Raw genomic sequence first — 20,262 nt, 5'->3', positions numbered from 1 at the left:
CCGGCTTACCATCTGAGATCACTCATCCTCATTAACCCGATCACGCAGCTCCTTGCCCGGCTTGAAATGCGGCACGAACTTACCGTCCAGACGGACCGACTGACCGGTTTTCGGGTTACGCCCTACGCGCGGAGCACGGTAGTGCAGTGAAAAGCTGCCAAACCCACGAATCTCGATGCGATCCCCTGTCGCCAGGGCCTGGGACATTTGCTCCAGCATGGTCTTGATGGCCAGCTCGACATCCTTGGAGGACAGCTGACCTTGGTGAGTGACAATTCTTTCGATCAACTCCGACTTGGTCATGGTTTTCCCTTCTTTTTCAAGCGGCTAGAAGACTCGACGGTTTGGTTTTAGCACGCTGGTCAGCTTTTGAACAGTCTAAAAAACAAGGCGTTAGCGAGTTTCGGGGCTAGTTGTGCGAAGGGGCGCCTTATGCCTCCAAGCGAAGCCTCTCCAGCCAACTCATCGGCATCATTGGGCAACCGCCATTCTCCAAGGCGCGCGCCCTTAGAGGATCGTGGCTTGAAGGGATACAGAAACGAAAAAGGGCGGCCCGAGGGCCGCCCTATTCTTCGATGAATTACCCGAACTTAGTTCTGGTTTTCCATCTGAGCACGGATCAGATCACCAATGGTGGTCGGGCCGGTGCTTTCAACGTCCTGCTTGTTACGCAGTTCCTTCATCGCGTCCTTCTCGTCCTCGACGTCTTTCGACTTGATGGACAGGCTGATAACGCGGGACTTGCGGTCGACGCTGATGATCTTGGCTTCTACTTCGTCGCCTTCCTTCAGGACGTTGCGCGCGTCTTCAACGCGGTCACGGCTGATTTCGGAGGCTTTCAGAGTAGCTTCGATTTCGTTGCCCAGGTCAATGATGGCACCTTTGGCGTCTACTTCTTTCACAACGCCACGGACAATGGTGCCCTTGTCGTTGATGGAGACGTAGTTGCTGAACGGATCGTCTTCCAGCTGCTTGATGCCCAGGGAGATGCGCTCGCGCTCCGGGTCGACCGACAGGATGACGGTTTCCAGCTCGTCGCCCTTCTTGAAGCGACGCACGGCTTCTTCGCCGGCTTCGTTCCAGGAGATGTCGGACAGGTGAACCAGGCCGTCGATGCCGCCGTCCAGACCAATGAAGATACCGAAATCGGTGATCGACTTGATGGTACCGGAGATCTTGTCACCCTTGTTGAACTGACCGGAGAAGTCTTCCCACGGGTTGGTCTTGCACTGCTTGATACCCAGAGAGATACGACGACGCTCTTCGTCGATGTCCAGAACCATGACTTCCACTTCGTCGCCGACGTTGACGACCTTCGACGGGTGGATGTTCTTGTTGGTCCAGTCCATTTCGGAAACGTGTACCAGACCTTCAACGCCTTCTTCCAGCTCAGCGAAGCAGCCGTAGTCGGTCAGGTTGGTGACGCGCGCCATGACGCGGGTGTTTTCCGGGTAACGAGCCTTGATGGCAACCCACGGATCTTCGCCCAGCTGCTTCAGACCCAGGGATACGCGGTTGCGCTCGCGGTCGTACTTCAGAACCTTGACGTCGATCTCGTCGCCAACGTTGACGATCTCGGACGGGTGCTTGATGCGCTTCCAGGCCATGTCGGTGATGTGCAGCAGGCCGTCTACGCCGCCCAGGTCAACGAACGCACCGTAGTCGGTGAGGTTCTTGACGATACCTTTGACTTGCTGGCCTTCCTGCAGGGATTCCAGCAGAGCTTCGCGCTCGGCGCTGTTCTCGGCTTCCAGGACGCTGCGACGGGAAACGACAACGTTGTTGCGCTTCTGGTCCAGTTTGATGACCTTGAATTCCAGCTCTTTGCCTTCCAGGTGAGTAGTATCACGCACCGGACGGACGTCGACCAGGGAACCCGGCAGGAACGCGCGGATGCCGTTGACGTCAACGGTGAAGCCGCCTTTGACCTTACCGTTGATAACGCCCTTGACCACTTCTTCAGCGTTGAACGCAGCTTCCAGAACTAGCCAGGATTCAGCGCGCTTGGCTTTCTCGCGGGACAGCTTGGTTTCACCGAAGCCATCTTCAACCGCGTCCAGCGCAACGTGGACTTCGTCACCGACCTTGATGGTCAGCTCGCCTTGTTCGTTGAAGAACTGGTCGAGCGGGATGACGCCCTCGGACTTCAGACCGGCGTGGACGGTAACCCAGTCACCGTCGATGTCGACCACGATGCCGGTGATGATGGCGCCCGGCTGCATGTCGAGGGATTTCAGGCTTTCTTCAAATAGTTCTGCAAAGCTTTCGCTCATGTTGATTCCTGTTGATCAAGGGCGGGGATTCGCCCAAACCACATTCCAGACCATGTGGGTTCGTTCAAGTAAAAAGAGGCCTGCGGGACAGGGACTGGTCTCCCGCATGCCTCCTTGCGGACTCTTCGATTTAAAGCAACCGAAAGTCCTTACCCGGCGAGATCGCGATCGGCGACCTCACGCAGAATTCGTTCAAGCACTTGCTCGATGGAAAGTTCGGTGGAATCCAGCACGATCGCCTCGGCTGCCGGCTTCAGCGGAGCCACCGCACGCTGGGTGTCGCGCTCGTCGCGTGCCCGTATCTCATCGAGAAGACTCGCGAGGTTAACATTATCGCCCTTGGCCTTCAACTGCAGGTAGCGGCGGCGTGCACGCTCCTCGGCACTGGCAGTGAGGAAAACCTTGAGCGGCGCATCGGTGAACACCACGGTGCCCATGTCCCGCCCATCAGCCACCAAGCCTGGCATTTCCTGAAACGCCCGCTGACGCTGCAGCAGCGCTTCGCGCACCGCCGGCAACGATGCAACCATGGAGGCACCCGCACCCACCTGCTCATTGCGAATGGCATCGGTGACCTCTTCGCCCTCGAGAATGATGCGCTTGTCGATGAACTGCACATCCAGATGAGCGGCCAGCTGCTTGAGCGCTTCCTCGTTGGTCAGGTCGATGCCATGGTTGCCGGCCGCAAAGGCCAGCAGACGATAGAGCGCACCGGAGTCGAGCAGATTCCAGCCCAGCTGCTTGGCCAGCAGCGCGCAAAGCGTGCCCTTGCCTGACCCGCTCGGGCCGTCGACGGTGATTACCGGGGCGCTCATACCGTGCCCTCTTCGGCGACATTGATGCCCACCTCAGCCGCCAGGGCGAGGAAGTTGGGGAATGACGTCGCGACGTTGGCGCAATCGTGGATGCGGATCGGCGCACTGGCGCGCAGCGAAGCGACGCTGAAGGACATGGCGATGCGGTGGTCGCCATGCGCCCAGACTTCGCCGCCACCCATGGCGCCGCCTTCGATGATGATGCCGTCCGGGGTCGGCTCGGCCTTGACGCCCAGCGCAATCAGGCCGTCGGCCATGACCTGGATGCGGTCAGACTCCTTGACCCGCAGCTCTTCGGCGCCGCGCAGCACGGTGCGACCCTCGGCGCAGGCTGCTGCCACGAACAGCACCGGGAATTCGTCGATGGCCAGCGGCACCAGGTCTTCTGGAATATCGATACCCTTGAGCTTGGCCGCACGCACGCGAATGTCGGCCACCGGCTCACCGCCCACTTCGCGCTGGTTTTCCAGCGTGATGTCGCCGCCCATCAGTTTGAGGATATCGATCACGCCGGTACGGGTCGGGTTAATGCCGACGTGCTCCAGCACCAGCTCGGAACCTTCGGCGATGCTCGCCGCGACCAGGAAGAAGGCCGCCGAGGAGATATCAGCCGGCACCTCGATGCGCGTGGCGCTGAGCTTGTGCCCGGATTCAACGCTCGCGGTGCTGCCTTCCACGCTCACCGGGTAGCCGAAACCGCGCAGCATGCGCTCGGTGTGATCGCGGGTCGGCGCCGGCTCGGTGACCGAGGTACGGCCCGCAGCGTACAGGCCGGCCAGCAGCAGGCAGGATTTGACCTGGGCACTGGCCATCGGCATTTCGTAATCCATGCCGGTTAGGCGTTGACCGCCCTTGATGGTCAGCGGCGGGCGACCTTCCGGGCCGGTCTCGATCACCGCTCCCATTTCCCGCAACGGCCTGGCCACGCGGTTCATCGGACGCTTGGACAGCGAGGCATCGCCGGTCAGCGTGGTGTCGAACGGCTGCGCCGCCAGCAAACCGGAAAGCAGACGCATGGAGGTACCGGAGTTGCCCATGTACAGCGGGCCGGCCGGCGCCTTGAGACCATTGAGGCCAACGCCATGAATGGTCACCCGACCGTGATGCGGGCCCTCGATCACCACACCCATGTCGCGGAATGCCTGCAGCGTGGCCAGGGCATCTTCGCCTTCGAGAAAACCTTCCACCTCGGTGGTGCCTTCAGCCAGCGAACCCAGCATGATCGAACGGTGAGAGATGGATTTGTCACCAGGTACGCGGATACGTCCGGACAGGCTGCTACCAGGTTTTGCCAGGAAAATCAGATCGGTCGAGTGCATAGCGTCCACATAGGCCCTGCGGGCCAGAATTTTGCTGAAATGTTCGCGGGCAACGCGGGCACGAGTGAACACGCCCAGCAGTTGATGCCCATCCCCGGCGACGACCGCGTCGCGCAAGGCGTCGAGGTCGTCGCGAAACGTGTCCAGTGTGCGCAGCACCGCCTCGCGATTGGCGAGGAAGATATCGTGCCACATCACCGGATCACTGCCGGCGATCCGCGTGAAGTCGCGGAAACCACCAGCGGCATAGCGGAAAATTTCCAGGTTCTCGCTGCGCTTGGCCAGCGAGTCGACCAGAGTAAAGGCCAGCAAGTGCGGCAGATGGCTGGTGGCGGCGAGCACCTGGTCGTGATGTTCCACGTCCATCGACTCGACGTCCGCGCCCAACTCACGCCACAAGCCTTCGACCAGTGCCAGCGCCGCTTCGTCGCTTTGCTCGCAGGGCGTCAGGATCACCTTGTGACGGCGGAACAGCTCGGCATTGGCGGCTTCCACACCGCTCTGCTCGGACCCAGCAATAGGATGCCCAGGCACCAGACGCACGGCCTTGCCGGAAAACGCCAGGCGCGCAGCGCGCACGACATTGCCCTTGGCGCTGCCCACGTCGGTCAGCACGGCATTGCCCAGATCGAGCCTGGCCAGTTCAGCGAGCACCTTTTCCATGGCCAGGATAGGCACAGCCAACTGAATGACCTCTGCCCCCTGACAGGCGACGGCCAGGTCGCTTTCGCAGCGATCGACGACCCCCAACTGCACGGCCAGGCGACGCGACTCGGCGTCCAGATCGACACCCACCACCTCCCGACACAGGCCACGCTCACGCAGCCCCTTGGCGAAGGAACCACCGATCAGGCCAAGGCCGACCACCACCAGGCGGCCGATCTTAGGGGCGTTCGATTGCACTGCAGTGACAGTCACGCCGCCAGCACCTTGGCCAAGGCCTCCAGAAAGCGCGCGTTCTCTTTCGGCAGGCCGATGGAGACGCGCAGAAAGTTGGGCATGCGGTAACCGGCCATCGGCCGTACGATCACACCTTCACGCAACAACGCCTGGTTGATCGCAGCGGTATCGCGGCCGAAGTCGACGGCGATGAAGTTACCCTTCGATGCAATCCAGCTCAGCCCCAGCGCGCGCAAGCCTTCTTCCAGCTGCTGCATGCCGGCATCGTTGAGGCGACGGCTCTCGGCAAGGTAGTCGGCATCGGCCAACGCCGCGCAGGCTGCGGCCAGAGCGAGACTGTTGACGTTGAACGGCTGACGAACGCGGTTGAGCACATCGGCGATCGCGGGCGTGCTGATGGCGTAACCCACACGCAACGAAGCCAGGCCATAGGCCTTGGAGAAAGTGCGCGAAACCAGCAGGTTGGGATAGCGCGCCAGATAATCCAGGCCGTCCGGCAGCTCGTCGCCTTCGGCGTATTCGATATAGGCTTCGTCCAGCACCACCAGCACGGACTCCGGCACCTTGGCCAGGAAAGTTTCCAGCGCCTGCGGGCCGAACCAGGTACCGGTCGGATTATTGGGGTTGGCGATGAAAACCACGCGCGTGTTGTCATCGATGGCCGCGAGCATCGCCTGCAGGTCGTGACCGTAGTCCTTGGCCGGCACGTTCTTGCCCTGAGCACCGACTGCCTGGGTGGCAATGGGGTACACCGCGAAGGCGTAATCGCTGAACACGGCATTGAGGCCGGGCGCCAGATAGGCACGGGCGACCAGCTCAAGGATATCGTTGGAGCCGTTACCCAGGGTGACCTGCGCGGCATCGACACCATAGCGCGCCGCCAGCGCGGTCTTGAGGGTGAAACCGTTGCCGTCCGGATAGCGGGTCAGCTCGTCCAGCTCGGCACGGATCGCCGCCAGCGCCTTGTCGCTGGGGCCAAGCGGGTTCTCGTTGCTGGCCAGCTTGACGATGCCTGCCGGATCGAGCCCCAGCTCGCGGGCCAGTTCATCGACTGGCTTGCCGGGTACGTAGGGGGACAGCTTTTGCACGCCTGGCTGGGCCAGGGTCAGGAAATCGCAACTCATTACAAAACCTCATTGTCTCGACCGAGCGCCACAGGCTTCATAGGAGCGAATTCAGTCACGAATATCGCGGCTAAAGCCGCTCCTACAGGGACGCGGAGTTACAGCACCGCCTTCGGATAGGAGCCCAGCACCTTGAGCGCCACGGCTTCCTGGGCGAGCTTCTCCAGCACGTCCTTGATCAACGGATCACGGTGATGGCCGATGAAGTCGATGAAGAACACGTATGTCCACTTGCCGCTGCGCGACGGGCGGGTTTCGATGCGGGTCAGGTCGATGCCGTTGTTATGAAACGGCACCAACAGCTCATGCAGCGCGCCCGGCTTGTTGCGCATGGAGACGATGATCGAGGTCTTGTCATCGCCGGTCGGCGGCACTTCCTGGCTGCCGATGATGAGAAAGCGCGTGGAGTTGTCCGGACGGTCCTCGATCTTCTCGGCCAGCTTGGTCAGGCCATACAGGTTGGCGGCCATGTCGCCGGCGATGGCCGCACTGTTCCACTCGCTCTTCACCCGCTTGGCGGCGTCGGCGTTGCTGGAAACCGCCACGCGCTCGACGTTCGGGTAGTGCGCGTCCAGCCACTTGCGGCACTGGGCCAGAGACTGGGCGTGGGAGTAGATGCGGGTGATGTTGTCGGTCTTGGTACTCTCACCCACCAGCAGATGGTGGTGGATGCGCAGCTCGACCTCACCGCAGATGACCATGTCATGCTCGAGGAAGCTGTCGAGAGTATGGTTGACCGCACCCTCGGTGGAATTTTCCACGGGCACGACACCGAAGTTCACCGCGCCAGCGGCGACTTCGCGAAACACCTCGTCGATCGCAGCCATCGGCGTGCTGATCACGGCGTGCCCAAAGTGTTTGAGCGCCGCTGCCTGGGAGAATGTACCTTCCGGCCCCAGATACGCGACCTTGAGCGGATTTTCCAATGCCAGGCAGGAGGACATGATTTCGCGGAACAGCCGCGCCATTTCCTCGTTACCCAGCGGGCCCCGGTTGCGTTCCATCACACGCTTGAGCACCTGAGCTTCGCGTTCGGGACGGTAGAAGACCGGCGATTCGCCTTCCTTCAATTCCTTCATCTTCACCCGCGCCACTTCTTCGGCGCAGCGCGCACGGTCGCTGATCAGCTCGAGAATGCGCTCATCGAGATTATCGATGCGCACACGCAGCGCCTGCAGTTCCTGCTCCGACATATTAGCCGTGCTCCTTCTCGAACTCGGCCATGTAGGCCACCAGCGCCTCGACCGCATCCAGACCGACCGCGTTGTAGATGGAGGCACGCATGCCGCCTACCGAGCGATGGCCCTTGAGGTTGAGCAGACCGCGCTCATCGGCGCCGGCGAGGAAGGCCTTGTCCAGCTTCTCGTCAGCCAGGCGGAACGGCACGTTCATCCAGGAACGCGCGTTATGGGCGATGGGGTTGCTGTAGAAATCGCTGCCGTCGATGGTCTTGTACAACAGATCCTTCTTGGCGCGGTTGATGCGCTCCATGGCCTCGACGCCGCCCTGCTCCTTCAGCCACTGGAAGACCAGGCCGGACAGGTACCAGGAATAGGTCGCCGGGGTGTTGTACATCGAGCCGTTGTCGGCGGAGATCTTGTAGTCGAGCATGGTCGGGCAGCTGGAACGGGCGCGACCGAGCAGGTCTTCACGCACGATGACCACAACCAGGCCGCTCGGGCCGATGTTCTTCTGCGCGCCAGCGTAGATCAGACCGAACTGCGACACATCGAGCGAGCGCGAGAGAATGTCCGAGGACATGTCTACTACCAGCGGGGTATCGCCGACCTGCGGCACCCAGTCGAACTGCAGACCGCCGATGGTTTCGTTGCTGCAGTAATGCACGTAGGCGGCATCTTTCGACAGCTGCCAGTCGTTCTGCCCGGGAATGGCGAAATAGTCGTGCGCCTTGGCGCTGGCTGCGACGTTGATCGCGCCGTAGCGACGGGCTTCTTCGATGGCCTTCTTCGACCAGATGCCGGTCTCGACGTAATCCGCCACGCCGTCTTCCGGCAGCAGGTTCAGCGGGATTTCGGCGAACTGCTGGCTGGCACCGCCCTGCAGGAACAGCACCTTGTAGTCGTTGGGCACAGCGAGCAAATCGCGCAGATCCTGCTCGGCCTGGCTGGCAATGGCCACGTACTCGTCGCTGCGATGGCTCATCTCCATCACCGACAGGCCCTTGCCTTGCCAGTCGAGCATCTCGGCCTGGGCGCGTTGCAGTACAGCGGTCGGCAGCGCGGCCGGGCCGGCGCAGAAGTTAAAAGCTCGCTTGCTCACGTCTGTCTCTCTCAGATTCACAGAACGCCACCACCAGGCGATGGCATGTCACACCGCTTGCCGATGGGTATCGCTGCGCTCAACCCATCCCAGTTTCCGTGGGAGGCGCTTTAGCGGCGACAGTCGCGGCTAAAGCCCTTCCCACGGAGCCCAACTTTATTCCTCGCTGCCTTCCTCGGCATCGGCGACCGGTGCGTCGGCGCTTTCGGCGACTTCAGCACCCTCTTCACCTTCGACCAGTTCGTCCTCGTCCACCGGTGTCGGCTCCTGCACGCGCTCCAGACCGACCAGAGTCTCGTCCTTGGCCAGCTTGATCAGGGTCACGCCCTGGGTGTTACGGCCGGAACTGGAGACCTCGTCGACGCGGGTACGCACCAGGGTACCCTGGTCGGAAATCAGCATGATTTCCTCGCCGTTCTGCACCTGGATGGCGCCGACCAGCTTGCCGTTACGCTCGCTGGTGACCATGGCGATAACGCCCTGGCCGCCACGGCCGCGCCGCGGGAACTTGCCCAGGCCGGTGCGCTTGCCGAAGCCGCGCTCGGAAGCCGTGAGAATCTGTGCGCCAGACTCAGGGATCAGCATCGAGATCAGCTCCTGATCCTTGCCCAGGCGCATGCCGCGCACACCGCGGGCAGTACGACCCATGGTGCGCACCTTGCTCTCGGCGAAGCGCAGCACCTTGCCGGCATCGGAGAACAGCATGACTTCCTTGGCGCCATCGGTAATGGCGGCGGCGATCAGGGTGTCGCCCTCTTCCAGCTTCAGCGCGATCAGGCCGGCGCTGCGCGGACGGCTGAACTGCACCAGCGGAGTCTTCTTCACGGTACCGAACGCGGTGGCCATGAAGATGAAGGCGCCGGTCGGCTCGGCGACCAGTTCAGGGGTTTCGCCCTCGACTTCTTCGACTTCCTCGGCCTCGACCACCTCGGTGGCTTCGCCTTCGATCACCACGCCTTCGTCGTCCAGGTCCTCGTCGGCGCCAGCGCTCTGCTGCAGGGCCTCAAGGTCGATCTGCAGCATCGCGGTGATGCGCTCACCCTCGTCCAGCGGCAGCAGGTTGACCAGCGGACGACCGCGCGCAGTACGCGAGGCTTCAGGAATCTCGAAGGTACGCAGCCAGTACACCTTGCCCTTGCTGGAGAACAGCAGCAGGGTCGCGTGACTGTTGGCGACCAGCAGGTGCTCGACGTAGTCCTCGTCCTTCACACCGGTGGCGGACTTGCCCTTGCCGCCGCGACGCTGCGCCTCGTAGGCAGCCAGCGGCTGGCTCTTGGCATAGCCACCGTGGGAGATGGTGACGACACGCTCCTCCTCGGTGATCAGGTCGGCAATGGTCAGATCCAGACGCGAAGCGATAATCTCGGTGCGACGCTTGTCGCCGAACTCGGCCTTGACCTTCTCCAGCTCTTCGCGGATGACTTCCATCAGGCGCTCTGAGCTGGTCAGGATACGGATCAGCTCGCCGATCAGGGCGAGGATTTCCTGGTACTCGGACAGCAGCTTCTCGTGCTCAAGGCCGGTCAGGCGGTGCAGGCGCAGCTCGAGGATGGCCTGAGCCTGCTCAGGCGACAGGTAATACTTGCCATCACGCAGACCGTATTGCTCATCCAGCCCTTCCGGACGGCAGGAATCGGCGCCGGCGCGCTCGACCATGGCCTCTACGGCGCTGGATTCCCACGCCGCAGCGAGCAGGCGCTGCTTGGCCTCGGCCGGGGTCGGCGAGCTCTTGATCATTTCGATGACCGGGTCGATGTTCGACAGCGCAACGGCCTGACCTTCGAGGATGTGGCCGCGCTCGCGCGCCTTGCGCAGCTCGTAGACGGTACGCCGGGTCACCACCTCGCGGCGGTGACGGATGAACACCTCGAGCATGTCCTTGAGGTTCATGGTCTTCGGCTGACCGTCGACCAGCGCCACGACGTTGATGCCGAACACGCTCTGCATCTGGGTCTGGGCGTACAGGTTGTTCAGCACCACGTCCGGCACTTCGCCGCGACGCAGTTCGATCACCACGCGCATGCCGTCCTTGTCGGACTCGTCGCGCAGCTCGGTGATGCCTTCGATCTTCTTCTCTTTGACCAGCTCGGCGATTTTCTCGATCAGACGCGCCTTGTTCAGCTGGTACGGCAGCTCGGTGACCACCAACTGCTGGCGACCACCGACCTTGTCGATGTCCTCGACCTCGACGCGGGCGCGGATGTAGATGCGCCCGCGGCCGGTGCGATAGGCCTCGATGATGCCGGCGCGGCCATTGATGATCCCCGCAGTGGGGAAATCGGGGCCGGGGATGTATTGCATCAGCTCATCGACGGTCAGCTCGGCGTTATCCATCAGCGCCAGGCAGCCATCGATCACCTCGGTGAGGTTGTGCGGCGGGATGTTGGTGGCCATGCCCACGGCGATACCACTGGAACCGTTGACCAGCAGGTTCGGCACCTTGGTCGGCATGACGGCCGGAATCTGCTCGGTGCCGTCGTAGTTGGGCACCCAGTCGACGGTTTCCTTCTCCAGGTCGGCCAGCAGCTCGTGGGCCAGCTTGGTCATGCGCACTTCGGTGTATCGCATGGCCGCGGCGTTGTCGCCGTCCACCGAACCGAAGTTGCCCTGACCGTCGACCAGCAGGTAGCGCAGGGAGAAGTCCTGCGCCATGCGCACGATGGTGTCGTACACCGCGGTGTCGCCGTGCGGGTGGTATTTACCGATCACGTCACCGACCACACGGGCGGATTTCTTGTAGGGCTTGTTCCAGTCGTTGCCCAGTTCGCTCATGGCGTAGAGCACACGACGGTGGACCGGCTTCAAGCCATCGCGCGCATCCGGCAGCGCACGCCCGACGATCACGCTCATTGCGTAGTCGAGGTAGGACTGTTTCAGCTCGTCTTCGATATTGACCGGGAGGATTTCTTTGGCCAGTTCGCCCATGAGAAGCCTGGTTCCTTTTTCTGGTGAAACTCCGCGTCATTCTTCCGGAACGCCATGGAGCACGTCGCGATAGCGTCAGGCCATCAGCGACTCACGACAAATCAACGAGTTATGTCACGATTCGATGCAGTGAAGGTGGCTGCGGTCAGCCCCCTTGAAAACTGCCGGAGATTACCACAAAGCGTGCCACACACCTACCCCGCGAAGGCGTACGCGCGGCGGCGTCAATGCAGGCGCTTGCGGCACATCAACTGCGCCATCTTGGTATTGTCGGGGCGCTCGACCACACCCTTCTCGGTCACGAGATAGTCCACCAGGTCAGCCGGCGTCACGTCGAACACCGGGTTCGCCGCATGCACCTCGGCCGCCACACGCTGGCCTGCCACCTCCAGCAGTTCGCAACCGTCACGCTCTTCGAGCAGAATGTCTTCGCCGCTTTCCTGACTCATGTCGATGGTCGAACTCGGCGCTACCACCATCAGGCGCACGCCGTGGTGCATGGCATTGACCGCCAGTTGGTAGGTGCCGATCTTGCTGACGACATCACCGTTGGCAGTGATTCGCTCGGCCCCGACGACGACCCAGGTGATGCCCTTGGTCTTCATCAAGTGAGCGGCGGCCGCATCGACATTGAGACTGACCGGCACGCCATCGCCAGCAAGCTCCCAGGCGGTCAGCCGTGAGCCCAGCAGCCAGGGGCGGGTCTCATCGACATGGACATGCTCGATCAACCCTTCCAGATGCGCTGCACGAATCACCCCCAGCGCAGTACCAAAGCCACCCGTGGCCAGCGCACCGGCATTGCCGTGGGTCAGCAACACCTGCGAGTTACCCTGGTGCCGGCGGATCAGCTCCACACCCAACTGCGCCATGGTCAGATTCGCCTCACGATCGCTGACATGAATACCGACCGCCTCGGCCTCCAGCAGCGCGAAGGCATCGTCGCCCTCCTTGAGTCGCGCCAGACGCTCACGCATGCGTTGCAACGCCCAGGACAGATTCGCCGCCGCCGGACGCGAGCGCTTCAGACAGGCAAAATCTTCCTCCAGTGCCTCACGCCAGTCTCCACCAGCCTGCAGCCGAACGCGGGCGCCCAGCACCAGGCCATAGGCTCCGGCGATACCGATGGCCGGCGCACCGCGCACCACCATGTCGCCAATCGCGTCGACCACCTGAGCAGCTGTGTCGCAGCGCAGCCAGACCTGCCGATGCGGCAACAGGCGCTGATCGAGCAGATACAGCGCGCCATCGCGCCACTCGATCGCCTGAACCTTTTCCACCGCCAGCAATTGCTCGCGCATCGCGCACTCCACCTGATAACCGTCAAAAAAGCCGCGGATTATACTCAGACAGGCAGATACCAGCCGAACAATCCGGCACATCCCCACGACTTCAAGCTACGCGCGTTCATCTATACACTGGCGACCTTCCCAGACCCATCAAGTCACACGGACCCAGCCTATGCCCCAAGCCCCACTCGACCTGTTGCTGCTGCCCACCTGGCTGGTGCCCGTGGAGCCGGCCGGGGTCGTGCTGCGCGATCATGGCCTGGGCATCCGCGATGGGCAGATCGCGCTGATTGCGCCACGCGACGAGGCACTGCGCCATCCGGCAACGGAGGTGCGGGAACTGCCGCAATGCCTGCTTGCGCCGGGGCTGATCAACGCCCACGGCCATGCGGCGATGACACTGTTGCGCGGCATTGCCGACGACCTGCCGCTGATGACCTGGCTGCACGAACACATCTGGCCCGCTGAAGGTCGGTGGGTCGACGAGGACTTCGTCCGCGACGGCACCGAGCTGGCCATCGCCGAGCAGATCAAGGGCGGCATCAGCTGCTTCTCCGACATGTACTTCTACCCGCAGGTGGCCGCCGAGTGCGTGCACAACGCCGGCGTGCGGGCACAGATCACCGTTCCCGTGCTGGATTTCCCGGTGCCCGGCGCCCTCAACGCTGCCGAGGCGCTGCGCAAGGGCCTGCAACTGTTCGATGATCTCAAGCAGCACCCACGCATCCGCATCGCCTTCGGCCCGCACGCGCCGTATACGGTGAGTGACGACAAGCTCGAGCAAATTCGCGTGCTGGCTGACGAGCTGGATGCCGGCATTCATATGCACGTGCACGAAACCGCCCAGGAAGTGACCGAAGCCGTCGCCAAGCACGGCGAACGCCCATTGGCGCGCCTCGCTCGCCTCGGCCTGCTCGGCCCGCGCTTCCAGGCGGTGCACATGACGCAGATCGATGACGAGGATCTGGCGTTGCTGGTGGAGCACAACTGCAGCATCGTGCATTGTCCCGAGTCCAACCTGAAACTGGCCAGCGGCTTTTGCCCGGTCGAGCGCCTGTGGCAGGCCGGCGTCAACGTCGCTATCGGCACTGATGGCGCGGCCAGCAACAACGACCTCGACCTGCTCGGCGAAACCCGCACCGCGGCGCTTCTGGCCAAGGCCGTCGCTGGCTCTGCCACCGCCCTCAATGCTCACAGCGCCTTGCGCATGGCCACCCTCAATGGTGCTCGCGCATTGGGCCTGGACACCCAGACCGGCTCGCTGGAGCAGGGCAAACTGGCCGACATCGCCGCCTTCGACCTTTCCGGCCTGGCCCAGCAACCGATCTACGACCCGGTCTCGCAGCTCATCTACGCCAGCGGCCGCGACTGCGTGAAGCATCTTTGGGTCGGCGGCAAACAACTGCTGGAGGATGGCCGCCTGACGCGAATGGACGAAGGCGAACTGATCGCCAAGGCCAGGGAATGGGGAGCCAGGATTGCCAAAAGGTAGCCTGGATGAAATCCGGGAAGAATGCAGCCGCCCCGGATTGCATACGGGCTACGCTCACGGAACGCCTGCGACAAACTGACATACATTGAACGAATCCACGCCGCCCAATGCCCGTTCCCAAACTGGCAACATAGCGGCAATACGCTTTCCAGCTTTGAAAGAGATGCTTATGAGCAACGTCGACCGCGCCGAAATCGCCAAATTCGAGGCCCTGGCACACCGCTGGTGGGACCGCGAAAGCGAGTTCAAACCTCTGCACGACATCAACCCGCTGCGGGTCAACTGGATCGACGAGCGCATCAGCCTGGCCGGCAAGCGTGTGCTGGACGTCGGCTGCGGCGGCGGCATCCTCAGCGAGGCCATGGCCCAGCGCGGCGCCACCGTCAGCGGTATCGACATGGGTGAGGCACCGCTTTCGGTCGCCAAGCTGCACCAACTGGAGTCGGGCGTCGAAGTCGACTACCGGCAGATCACCGCCGAAGCCCTGGCTGAGGAAATGCCGGGCCAGTTCGACGTGGTCACCTGCCTGGAGATGCTCGAGCACGTGCCTGATCCGTCTTCGGTCATCCGCGCCTGCCACAAGCTGGTCAAGCCAGGCGGCCAGGTGTTCTTCTCCACCATCAACCGCAACCCCAAGGCCTACCTGTTCGCGGTGATCGGTGCCGAGTACATCCTGCGCCTGCTGCCGCGCGGCACCCATGACTTCAAGAAATTCATTCGCCCGTCCGAACTGGGCGCCTGGAGCCGCGCAGCCGGCCTCGAGGTCAAGGACATCATCGGTCTGACCTACAACCCGCTGACCAAGCACTACAAACTGGAAGCCGACGTCGACGTCAACTACATGATCCAGACGCTGCGCAAGGAGTGAACCGCATGCGTTTGAAAGCAGTTCTTTTCGACATGGACGGCACCCTGCTCGACTCGGCGCCGGACTTCATCGCCATCACCCAGGCCATGCGCGCCGCTCGCGGCCTGCCACCGCTGGCCGAAAAAGCCATTCGTGACCAGGTATCCGGCGGCGCGCGCGCCATGGTCGCCCGCGCCTTCGATGAGGCCCCGGACTCGGCCACCTTCGAAGCCCTGCGCCAGGAGTTTCTCGAGCGCTATCAGGAACATTGCGCGGTGCTCACCCGCCCGTTCGACGGCATCGAGGCCCTGCTCGGCGATATCGAACAGGCGAGCCTGCCGTGGGGCGTGGCCACCAACAAGCCGGTACGCTACGCCGAGCCGATCATGCAGCGCCTGAATCTGGCCGAGCGCTCGGCGGTGCTGGTCTGCCCGGATCATGTCGAGCAAAGCAAACCCGCACCGGACATGCTGTTGCTCGCCTGCCAGCAGTTGGGCGTCAAACCCGAGGAAGTGCTGTTCATCGGCGACGACGAACGCGACATCGAATCGGGACGCGCCGCCGGCTGCCGCACCGTAGCGGTCACCTATGGCTATATTCACCCTGAAGACAACCCGCGCAATTGGGGCGCCGACGTCGTCGTCGATCACCCATCGGAGCTGCGTGCGGTGCTCGACCGCGCGCTCTGCGGCTGCTGATCACGTAGGGCGGGTGAAACCCGCCATTCTCCCATTTGGCGGGTTGCACCCGCCCTACTCTCAATAGCTCTGCGAAGGATCCCCACATGTTCGACTACACCGCCCGCCCCGACCTGCTCAAGGATCGCGTCATCCTGATCACCGGTGCCGGCCGCGGTATCGGCGCAGCCGCCGCCAAGAGTTTTGCCGCTCATGGCGCCACCGTGTTGCTGCTGGGCAAGACCGAAGCCAACCTGAGCCAGGTATACGACGAGATCGAGGCCGCCGGTCACCCGCAGCCGGTGGTGATTCCCTTCAACCTGGAAACCGCACTGCCGCACCAGTACGACGAACTGGCAGTGATGATCGAGAACGAGTTCGGTCGTCTCGACGGCCTGCTGCATAATGCCTCGATCCTCGGCCCGCGCACGCCACTGGAGCAGCTCTCCGGTGACAACTTCATGCGCGTGATGCACGTCAACGTCAATGCCATGTTCATGCTCAGCAGCACCCTGTTGCCGCTGCTCAAGCTGTCGGAGGATGCCTCCGTCGCCTTCACCTCCAGCAGCGTCGGTCGCAAGGGCCGCGCCTACTGGGGCGCCTACGCGGTCTCCAAGTTCGCCACCGAGGGCCTGATGCAGGTAATGGCCGACGAGCTGGACGGCATCGCTACCGTGCGCGCCAACAGCATCAACCCAGGCGCGACCCGCACCGCCATGCGCGCGCAGGCATATCCTGGGGAGAACCCGGCAACCCGTCCGCAGCCCGAAGAGATCATGCCGCTTTACCTCTATCTGATGGGCCCGGACAGCAAGGGCGTTAATGGCCAGGCGTTCGACGCTCAATAACCACCGTGCCGTGGCCCGCGTCAGAACGGCAGGCCACGGCACGACAGAAATCCGCCGCAACCGATGCAAGGCGGCAGCACATTGCCAGCACTGCCGCCAGACAACCGGCAAGAGATTGCCGATCACCGCACCGAAAAACACACAAATCATTGAATTAAAAGGAATTAAATCAATGAAGAAACAGTTGGCATGGAATTCGCTCTAACCCTCTTGTCGCACCATCGCGCCAGAGGTTCAGCTCCATGGTTCCCCCCAGCCACTCCAACACCATCGATTTCGACGCGGCCAAGCTGCAGCGTCTCGGCTTCACTGCCAGCCGCAACCTGCCGCTCAAGCCCTCCAGCCTGGTGGAGCTGCGCCATCATCTGAGCCTGCAGCTGCAGACCAGCCTGGATGTGGAGCGCATCCTCAACCTGTTCTCTCGCGAAGTGCAGCGCCTGGTGCCGCTCGACGCACTGGCTTTCCAGCATCCCTCCCACGACCTGCGCCTGGAGCTGGGTGAGCGTGCGCCGCATTCGGCGGGCTATCGTCTGAGCCATGAGGGGCAATACCTGGGCGAACTGATCTTTCGCCGCAAGCAGCGCTTCGCCGAGGACGAGCTGATTCAACTGGAGTCGCTGTTGGCCAGCCTGCTGTTCCCGCTGCGCAACGCCCTGCTCTACCGTACCGCGCTGCAAAGCGCATTGCGCGACCCGCTGACCGACACCGGCAACCGCATCGCCATGGACCAGGTGCTGCAGCGCGAGGTGGACCTGGCCCGGCGCAATCTGCAGCCGCTGTCTCTGCTGATGCTCGACATCGACCACTTCAAGAGCATCAACGACAGCCACGGCCATGCGCTCGGTGACGAAGTGCTGAAGGCGGTCGCCCAGACCCTGAAGAACCAGCTGCGCAATATCGATATGGTTTTTCGCTTCGGCGGTGAAGAGTTTCTGGTGATCCTCTCCGGCACCAGCCGTGAGGGAGCGGCGCTGGTGGGCGAGCGCCTGCGCTTTGCAGTGCTGGAACTGCAATGCCTGGATGCCGGCCGCCCGATCGACGTCTCCATCAGCCTCGGTTGCGCCAGCCTGTTGCCGGGCGAGTCCGCCGAAAGCCTGCTGCGCCGAGCTGATAACGCCCTTTATGTGGCCAAGCGCGAAGGTCGCAATCGCCTGTCCATGGCCGGCTGAAAGCTGCAAGGCCAGGGATGAACTCCGCGCCAGAATGAAAAAAGGGACTCTGCGGAGTCCCTTCTTCGTTTATCAGCGTTTGCGACCAAAGCCTGGGCGCTGGCCATCACCCGATGGCGGGCGCTTGCCCGGCGCGGCAGGACGCGGCTTGCGCGCCGGACGCTCGGACAGCTCAACGGCCGGACGTGGCTGACGTTTCTTCACATCACTCGGACGCTCGGCAACCGGCGTACCGCGACCGTTGTCACGGCGCTCAGCGCCTTCCTTGCGGCCGCGCGGCGCACGCTGCTCGGCATCTTCACGGCGAGGCGCACGGCTCGGGCGGGCGCCCTCGCCCGCTTCGTCCTTCGCCGGACGCAGCACGCGCTTGCCGCGCACATCGACCGGCTTGGCCGACTTGCGCTGCAAACGGTCGAGCTTGTCGCGGGTCTTTTCCTTCATCGCCGGCAACGCCTGCGGTGTCAGGCCGACCTCGGCGCTGAGGATGTCCACTTCGCGCTGGTCCATCTCGCGCCAGCGGCCCATGGTCAGTTCGGAGGTGAGGAATACCGGGCCGAAACGCACGCGCTTCAGGCGGCTGACCACCAGCCCCTGGGACTCCCACAGACGACGCACCTCACGGTTACGTCCTTCCATCACCACGCAGTGATACCAGTGGTTGAAGCCTTCGCCACCGGGCGCTTCCTTGATATCGGTGAACTTCGCCGGACCGTCTTCGAGCATGACGCCAGTCTTGAGGTTTTCCAGCATTTCCTCGGTGACCTCGCCACGCACACGCACCGCGTATTCGCGGTCCATCTGATAGGACGGGTGCATCAGGCGGTTGGCCAGTTCACCATCGGTGGTGAACAGCAGCAGGCCGGTGGTATTGATATCGAGACGCCCGATGTTGATCCAGCGGCCTTCTTTCGGACGCGGCAGTCGGTCGAACACAGTGGGACGGCCTTCCGGGTCGTCACGGGTGCAGATCTCGCCGTCCGGCTTGTTGTAGATCAGCACGCGGCGAACCGAACCGGTGATCTCTTCGCGCTTGAGCAGACGGCCATCAAGGGCGATGGCGTCGTTGGCGTCGACGCGCTGGCCCAGGGTCGCAGCGGCGCCATTGACCTTGACCCGCCCTTCGGCGATCCAGGTCTCGATTTCGCGACGCGAGGCCAGCCCGAGGCGGGCCAGGACTTTCTGCAGTTTCTCGCCTGCAGGACGCGGTTGTTCGTGCTCACTCATCTTGGGCACCTCCCGGTGTAGTAGTTGATGATCGAAGGGGCGCGCATCATACGCGCTGCAAAGCTCTTAGGGTAGGTGATGTTGCCCTGCTGTCCACCCTGAACGCCATTGCCAGACGGTCGGCGACGCGATCGCTACGCCAGTTTGAAAGTCATCTTCACGCTGACAAGTCGCCAAGGCCGAGCTAGGGTGCCAGCCATGAACATCATCACGCTGCTTCTACCCTATCAACCACCGTGGGACTGGCAACAGTTCCATGGCCACTTCGCCCTGCGCGCGATCCCGGGCCTTGAGTCGCTGAGCACAGGCAGCTACAGCCGCGGTTTCAGCATAGACGGCACCTCAGGCTGGCTTCAGGTAGCGCCGCTGCCGGGGCAGAACGCGCTGGAGCTGCGCTGCCGCATCGCATCGCCCGCGCATCTCGACCAGCTGGAGCAGCGCGTGCGGCGCATGTTCGATCTCGATAGCGAGCCGGAAGCGATTGCCCGCCACCTGAGCACTGACGAGCTGCTCGCACCGCTGCTGCTGCGCAACCCTGGCCTGCGATTGCCAGTGGCGTTCGATCCTTTCGAGCAGGCGGTGCGCGCCATCGTCGGCCAGCAGGTTACGGTCAAGGCGGCAGTCACCATAGTCGGGCGCCTTGTGCAGCGTGTTGGCACGCCAATCGAGACGCCACAGGCGCTGGGCATCAGCCGCCTGTTTCCGACGCCGCAAGCGCTGGCCGAAGCGGATCTGACCGGCATCGGCATGCCCGGCAAGCGCGTGCAGTGTCTGCAGCATTTCGCTGCACGCATTGCCGACGGCAGTCTGCAACTGAGCCTGCGCGACGGCAGCGCGGCTTTGATCGAGCAACTATGCGCCCTGCCCGGTATCGGCCCGTGGACGGCGGAGTACATCGCCCTGCGCGCCTTCGGTGAGGCCGATGCCTTTCCCGCCAGCGATCTTGGCCTGCTCAAGGCGCCAGTGTGGGGAACCGGGGGCATCGACGCCCGTCGCCTGAAAATTCGTGCGGAAGCCTGGCGCCCGTGGCGGGCCTATGCGGCTGCGCATCTCTGGCATTGCTATTCGGGAGGCTGAGCC

Annotated in this window: 17 protein-coding genes; 7 read left to right on the top strand and 10 right to left on the bottom strand. The window is 63.0% G+C overall.

Going from position 1 to position 20,262, the window contains the following annotated elements:
• Positions 1-18: 18 nt before the first annotated feature.
• From ihfB to mtnA, 9 genes are all read right to left on the bottom strand, one after another.
• A complete protein-coding gene (gene ihfB / locus P3C50_RS02635) occupies positions 19-303 on the bottom strand; it encodes an integration host factor subunit beta (protein WP_003243558.1) in 285 nt (94 codons plus the stop codon).
• 287 nt (positions 304-590) lie between these two features.
• On the bottom strand, positions 591-2,273 hold the full coding sequence (rpsA, locus tag P3C50_RS02630; protein ID WP_021445094.1) for a 30S ribosomal protein S1: 1,683 nt from the start codon (positions 2,271-2,273) through the stop codon (positions 591-593).
• Positions 2,274-2,422: 149 nt separating this feature from the next.
• Positions 2,423-3,088, bottom strand: a complete 666-nt coding sequence (gene cmk / locus P3C50_RS02625; protein WP_275544771.1) for a (d)CMP kinase — start codon at positions 3,086-3,088, stop codon at positions 2,423-2,425.
• The gene (locus P3C50_RS02620; protein WP_275544770.1) at positions 3,085-5,325 is read right to left on the bottom strand and encodes a bifunctional prephenate dehydrogenase/3-phosphoshikimate 1-carboxyvinyltransferase; all 2,241 of its coding nucleotides are present in this window, start codon (positions 5,323-5,325) and stop codon (positions 3,085-3,087) included. The genes cmk and P3C50_RS02620 overlap by 4 nt, the downstream gene beginning before the upstream one ends.
• A complete protein-coding gene (gene hisC / locus P3C50_RS02615) occupies positions 5,322-6,431 on the bottom strand; it encodes a histidinol-phosphate transaminase (protein WP_275544769.1) in 1,110 nt (369 codons plus the stop codon). The genes P3C50_RS02620 and hisC overlap by 4 nt, the downstream gene beginning before the upstream one ends.
• Before the next feature lie 98 nt (positions 6,432-6,529).
• Positions 6,530-7,624, bottom strand: a complete 1,095-nt coding sequence (gene pheA, locus P3C50_RS02610; RefSeq protein ID WP_197859338.1) for a prephenate dehydratase — start codon at positions 7,622-7,624, stop codon at positions 6,530-6,532.
• A 1-nt stretch (position 7,625) separates the two neighbouring features.
• Positions 7,626-8,711: a 3-phosphoserine/phosphohydroxythreonine transaminase gene (serC, locus tag P3C50_RS02605; RefSeq protein WP_197859337.1), complete on the bottom strand. Its 1,086-nt coding sequence runs from the start codon at positions 8,709-8,711 to the stop codon at positions 7,626-7,628.
• 156 nt (positions 8,712-8,867) lie between these two features.
• Positions 8,868-11,636 carry a DNA gyrase subunit A gene (gene gyrA / locus P3C50_RS02600; RefSeq protein ID WP_275544768.1) on the bottom strand — a complete coding sequence of 923 codons (2,769 nt, stop codon included), beginning with the start codon at positions 11,634-11,636 and terminating at the stop codon, positions 8,868-8,870.
• A gap of 224 nt (positions 11,637-11,860) precedes the next feature.
• The gene (mtnA, locus tag P3C50_RS02595; protein ID WP_275544767.1) at positions 11,861-12,937 is read right to left on the bottom strand and encodes an S-methyl-5-thioribose-1-phosphate isomerase; all 1,077 of its coding nucleotides are present in this window, start codon (positions 12,935-12,937) and stop codon (positions 11,861-11,863) included.
• 160 nt (positions 12,938-13,097) lie between these two features.
• On the opposite strand from mtnA, the gene P3C50_RS02590 reads away from it, so the two are divergent.
• The 6 genes from P3C50_RS02590 (at position 13,098) to P3C50_RS02565 (ending at position 17,958) form a co-directional block, all read left to right on the top strand.
• The gene (locus P3C50_RS02590; protein WP_275544766.1) at positions 13,098-14,417 is read left to right on the top strand and encodes a TRZ/ATZ family hydrolase; all 1,320 of its coding nucleotides are present in this window, start codon (positions 13,098-13,100) and stop codon (positions 14,415-14,417) included.
• A gap of 169 nt (positions 14,418-14,586) precedes the next feature.
• Positions 14,587-15,285, top strand: coding sequence for a bifunctional 2-polyprenyl-6-hydroxyphenol methylase/3-demethylubiquinol 3-O-methyltransferase UbiG (ubiG, locus tag P3C50_RS02585; RefSeq protein WP_275544765.1), 699 nt, complete (start codon positions 14,587-14,589; stop codon positions 15,283-15,285).
• Positions 15,282-15,962, top strand: coding sequence for an N-acetylmuramic acid 6-phosphate phosphatase MupP (gene mupP / locus P3C50_RS02580; protein WP_275544764.1), 681 nt, complete (start codon positions 15,282-15,284; stop codon positions 15,960-15,962). The genes ubiG and mupP overlap by 4 nt, the downstream gene beginning before the upstream one ends.
• Positions 15,963-16,048: 86 nt before the next feature.
• Positions 16,049-16,789, top strand: coding sequence for a YciK family oxidoreductase (locus P3C50_RS02575; protein WP_275544763.1), 741 nt, complete (start codon positions 16,049-16,051; stop codon positions 16,787-16,789).
• A complete protein-coding gene (locus P3C50_RS02570) occupies positions 16,764-16,994 on the top strand; it encodes a hypothetical protein (protein WP_275544762.1) in 231 nt (76 codons plus the stop codon). Before P3C50_RS02575 ends, P3C50_RS02570 begins: the two co-directional genes overlap by 26 nt.
• Positions 16,995-17,031: 37 nt before the next feature.
• Positions 17,032-17,958: a GGDEF domain-containing protein gene (locus P3C50_RS02565; RefSeq protein WP_197859330.1), complete on the top strand. Its 927-nt coding sequence runs from the start codon at positions 17,032-17,034 to the stop codon at positions 17,956-17,958.
• A gap of 72 nt (positions 17,959-18,030) precedes the next feature.
• Here the strand turns inward: P3C50_RS02565 and rluB are convergent, their stop codons facing one another.
• Positions 18,031-19,182, bottom strand: a complete 1,152-nt coding sequence (gene rluB / locus P3C50_RS02560) for a 23S rRNA pseudouridine(2605) synthase RluB (protein ID WP_275544761.1) — start codon at positions 19,180-19,182, stop codon at positions 18,031-18,033.
• Positions 19,183-19,380: 198 nt separating this feature from the next.
• Here rluB and P3C50_RS02555 point away from each other — a divergent pair, with 198 nt between their 5' ends.
• Positions 19,381-20,259 carry a DNA-3-methyladenine glycosylase family protein gene (locus tag P3C50_RS02555; protein ID WP_275544760.1) on the top strand — a complete coding sequence of 293 codons (879 nt, stop codon included), beginning with the start codon at positions 19,381-19,383 and terminating at the stop codon, positions 20,257-20,259.
• Positions 20,260-20,262: the final 3 nt, after the last annotated feature.

The organism is Pseudomonas sp. Marseille-Q0931, from assembly GCF_940789645.1.
Classification (GTDB): Bacteria; Pseudomonadota; Gammaproteobacteria; order Pseudomonadales; family Pseudomonadaceae; genus Aquipseudomonas.
This window is presented reverse-complemented; position numbering and strand designations above follow the sequence as displayed.